We start from the raw sequence: 3,630 nt of genomic DNA, 5'->3' as shown, positions 1-3,630 counted from the left end.
GGAATTTAGGGCTAATCTACGTCAGCCCCTTTTTTCGGACATAAGAAAAGCCTTTAAACGTTGATTAACCCTAAGATAAAGAGTAGGTTTAATTGTCGTTTAAAGGCTAGGGGGGGAAAGAGGTTGAAGTGGTTCAGTAAACCATCTGTCTACAAAAGCGGTTTTTCAAGAACCATAAAGGAGTTCAAAAAAAACAATTCTGCACTGGATCGGGTGCAATGTAGGTCACCTACACACTGAACATAGGTCCCTTGGCTTGTCTTATGTGCATCAATTGCTTGTTCATAGTCATCTCCAGAAAGAGTAAAAGATACTTTTTTTGGTTTTCCTTGTACAGACGTATTAATAGTAACCTTACCGCTATTGCTGTCAGGCTCCTTTTTTAAAGCGACTATTTGGCCAATATAGCACCCACCTTTAAGCACAAAGTCACGACCAGTCAAATAGTTGTAAGCTTTCTGTACAGGCTCAATATCTTGAGCAGAAAAATAAACGCTCCTGTCGGATTTTGGGTATCTCGTATCTTCTCCAGCTAATTTTATCTCTACATCACGCTCTTTATTTGTCCCACTCATTTGAACAATTGCATGACAGATTCCTGCATCGGCACCATCTGCAGACGCACGGGCAAATTCTAAAATGTTGTCTTCCTCTTTATATTTCTCAACAGATGATTTTAAAGCGCTCAAGGCTTTATAAATGGCATCATTAACCATCTTTCCGGTAGGTACGGGATCCAAATCTTGTTGTTCCGTATCGTGAATAGCCTCGGGGGTAATAATATTAATCGCGTAGCTGCCGATTTGTGTCTGCCCCAATAAAACGGATTCCATAAATCTGTTAATCCGCTGTTTTTTGCTAATGCCTTTTTTTGCACCGGTGAATATTTTCGAGGCAGCCGACTTAATCATGGATTCCGCACTTTGAAATAAGAGTGCGCCATCATTAAGCGGAATCGTACCGTTCTCTACATCATCGCCAATCACCCTGATGCTGATTGTATCTTGATTGTGCAGCGAAGTTAAAATTTCTTCTTCGGTGCATTTTTCGGCGTTTGCCAAAACTTTGACAACCTGTGCCACTGCCGACTTATAGTCCGACAGGCTCTCATCGTGAGGGACTCTGAGTGTTACATCAGGAAAATCGGGATGCCTCCAAACAGTAATCGGCAAATCCAAAACCACATCCAGTTTCTGCCACTCTTGCCGTTCCAGATAACGGGTAAGCATTCGCAAAGTGATACTGTTAACGGTGTACATATACTTTTCCTTCTGCTGCCGAGTACATTATTTCATCGAGTACTTTAGGTGTTAACACCTGATTTTGGGGAATATTGATAGCAATAGTACTGGTATTACCGGCCGGAGGATTGTCCTTTAAAGATACCCAATAACACTTATTTCGCAGCATGATTGCGCTTGAGGTGAAACCGCACCAATCTTCACACTGCTCCGGAATGTCTAGTAAGAACAGATATCTATGCGTGCTATACCGATTTCCGATTAGCTGATTATAGTTTTTAACTTCCAAATTATAAGACAGCAACCCGTTTTTCAATGTCCGTAATGCTGCTGTGGCTTTCAATTGCACATGGATAATCGGATCCGTAAAAAGCGGCATAAACCCGTTGTCAGCATGGCATGAACCGCTGATTGAAATATCAACCCCATCATAGTCGGGAAAGATAGATGATACCCGCCAACCATTTACGGCAGCCAATGCATGGACAAATGCTATTTGGAATTGTTCCATGCGTATAGTATGCTGCATTTTGCTTCCCCGCATTTCCCGATCTCCCGAACATGTTAAATTATATCAATTTAAGTGAGAATTCTAGCTTAACCGATATCCTTTTTAAAACACCAAGATTCCCCGGCCGTCGATTTCCATAACAAAAGCTCTGCATTTGCAAGGCTTTTGTTGTAGCCTTTTTCTTACTCCAACACATTGCGAATCGCAAAGCCGGTAATATCAATCACCATCTCGTTGTCCACCGTGTAGCTCTCGCCTACTTCGGTTACGCAAAAGCCGAGGTAGCTGCTTGGCACCGGGTACGTTTGGCATCAGCGAGATTTTGGCGTCCTCGATGCTGCCCCAGTTGATGGCGGTGCCGTCGGTGGGCATCACAGCGGTGGCGGTTATGTCGTATTGCCGGCGAGCCAACTCATCCAAAGTGTGGAGGCCGACCGCGCCAACAAATGCAGGCTGGTTCTGCGGCCGGTTGGTCGTAATCAACCTCTGATAGGCCTGATACAAATCATCTGCCACCGCACGTTGCATCTGCAATTGCCCCAGCTGCACCAAGTGCCGCTTGCCCACATTGCCGTCAAAGCCGCGGTCAGCCATAAAGGAGCGGCCGTCGGCTAAACAGATGGCGTGGGTCGGCTCGGTGTCGCCCACCTTGTTCACCACGCGGTACACCTCTTCCAGCAGCCCCTCTCTGTCGGCCACCGCATCAACCATTCCAAATCGTTTGCCGACCGTCAGAACCATATCAGCGGCATTGAGAATTTTTGGAACCAAGCAAAACGCCACTCACACAAGTTTAACAGCATTCTGAAAGAGCATTTTTAGCTGCATTTCGAATGAGTGTGAATGGCGCTTTAACAACCGTAAAATCAAGCCTCTTACCCTATTTTAAAGCAATTAATAAAACTAACTTATCCCGGTTATCTAGGACAGACCTATTTATTAGCAGATATTGAATACGATATAGGTATCCCAATCATAATCCGTCGCAATATTAGTATTTATCTGCTTGCATTTATTCAAATGACTAATCTGAAATAATGCATCTTGATCAAAAGGATAAAATCGGAGACTTGCTTCAGCATGTGGCAAGGTAATTCTGCCCCAGTAACCCATACCCTGATCATAAATAATATTAGTAAATTCTCCTGATTCATGCATTAGTTTTAATATCCTTGCATGCTGTAACTGACTCTTGGTAATATTAACTGAAATCTTATTAGAGTAATCAGAAAACCATTGTTTAAATACTTCTTGTTGCATGTTACTATTTTGCCAGTCATGCCATAAATATTCACTATTTTGATAGGTTTGCCTAGTTGGTGATATATTTAACTCCAAGGTAGAAAATGGTTTTTTATTCAAGCAATATAATTCCTTAATAACACTATCCAATATCAATAATGTTAACGGACTTTTCAGATATCGATCAGTATAAACCACAGCCGTGATAGGATCTTTTTTAATTTGTACTGACAATGGATATTGCTTGTCTATCAGTTCCAGCATCCTTGCGCCAAAACTATCTAGTTTTCCATCTAATTCGTGATTCAAATTAATCAGTTTCCCACCTTTTTGCGAAAACCAATTTTCTGTATCAATTAGTGTGGTATTTACTTCTGACAAACACTCACTAGTAAACAATGCTTTGGTATGTCTGGAAAATATTTCTTCAGGCTGTATATGCAGCAGACTAGTGGTATGAATGCCGTCTGAAAGTTGAGCAGATAAGATTGTATCCTCTACATCGGCAGAAGCGATGGCAACCTGCCAGCCAGCCTGTATGAACGGATGGAACAGCTCTCGGATGTTGTTGTCATCTATCCAAGCAGCTTGGGTAAAACAGAATACCGGCTGTATCTGATACAGCATCTGCCATTT

4 protein-coding genes and 1 pseudogene are annotated in these 3,630 nt (G+C 42.4%); 1 reads left to right on the top strand and 4 read right to left on the bottom strand.

The genetic code is table 11. From position 1 onward, the window contains the following. Positions 1-149: 149 nt before the first annotated feature. The 3 genes from HMPREF2541_RS02065 to HMPREF2541_RS12455 form a co-directional block, all read right to left on the bottom strand. Entirely contained in the window at positions 150-1,259 is a 1,110-nt protein-coding gene (locus tag HMPREF2541_RS02065; RefSeq protein ID WP_070541504.1) for a hypothetical protein, read from the bottom strand. Beyond that, positions 1,246-1,752: a DUF4365 domain-containing protein gene (locus HMPREF2541_RS02060; protein ID WP_070541501.1), complete on the bottom strand. Its 507-nt coding sequence runs from the start codon at positions 1,750-1,752 to the stop codon at positions 1,246-1,248. The genes HMPREF2541_RS02065 and HMPREF2541_RS02060 overlap by 14 nt, the downstream gene beginning before the upstream one ends. A 219-nt stretch (positions 1,753-1,971) precedes the next feature. Further along, positions 1,972-2,463, bottom strand: coding sequence for a hypothetical protein (locus tag HMPREF2541_RS12455; RefSeq protein ID WP_246824962.1), 492 nt, complete (start codon positions 2,461-2,463; stop codon positions 1,972-1,974). Here HMPREF2541_RS12455 and HMPREF2541_RS11500 point away from each other — a divergent pair. Continuing rightward, positions 2,449-2,623: pseudogene (locus HMPREF2541_RS11500) on the top strand (IS1595 family transposase); the annotation flags it as partial. The gene HMPREF2541_RS12455 and the pseudogene HMPREF2541_RS11500 sit on opposite strands and share 15 nt — an antisense overlap. A 68-nt stretch (positions 2,624-2,691) precedes the next feature. Here the strand turns inward: HMPREF2541_RS11500 and HMPREF2541_RS12130 are convergent. After that, positions 2,692-3,630: hypothetical protein (locus tag HMPREF2541_RS12130; protein ID WP_168161087.1), on the bottom strand; the 939-nt coding region annotated here is incomplete at its 5' end.

The sequence above is a fragment of the Eikenella sp. HMSC061C02 genome, assembly GCF_001809035.1.
Taxonomy (GTDB): Bacteria; Pseudomonadota; Gammaproteobacteria; order Burkholderiales; family Neisseriaceae; genus Eikenella; species Eikenella corrodens.
Note: the sequence above shows the minus strand (reverse complement) of the source record. Positions and strands in the feature narration are given on the sequence as shown.

What these genes read in the sequence shown, in the direction of transcription:
- HMPREF2541_RS02065 (WP_070541504.1), bottom strand. Translation starts at nt 1,259, where the DNA reads ATGTACACCGTTAACAGTATCACTTTGCGAATGCTTACCCGTTATCTG.
- HMPREF2541_RS02060 (WP_070541501.1), bottom strand. Translation starts at nt 1,752, where the DNA reads ATGGAACAATTCCAAATAGCATTTGTCCATGCATTGGCTGCCGTAAAT.
- HMPREF2541_RS12455 (WP_246824962.1), bottom strand. Translation starts at nt 2,463, where the DNA reads ATGGTTGATGCGGTGGCCGACAGAGAGGGGCTGCTGGAAGAGGTGTAC.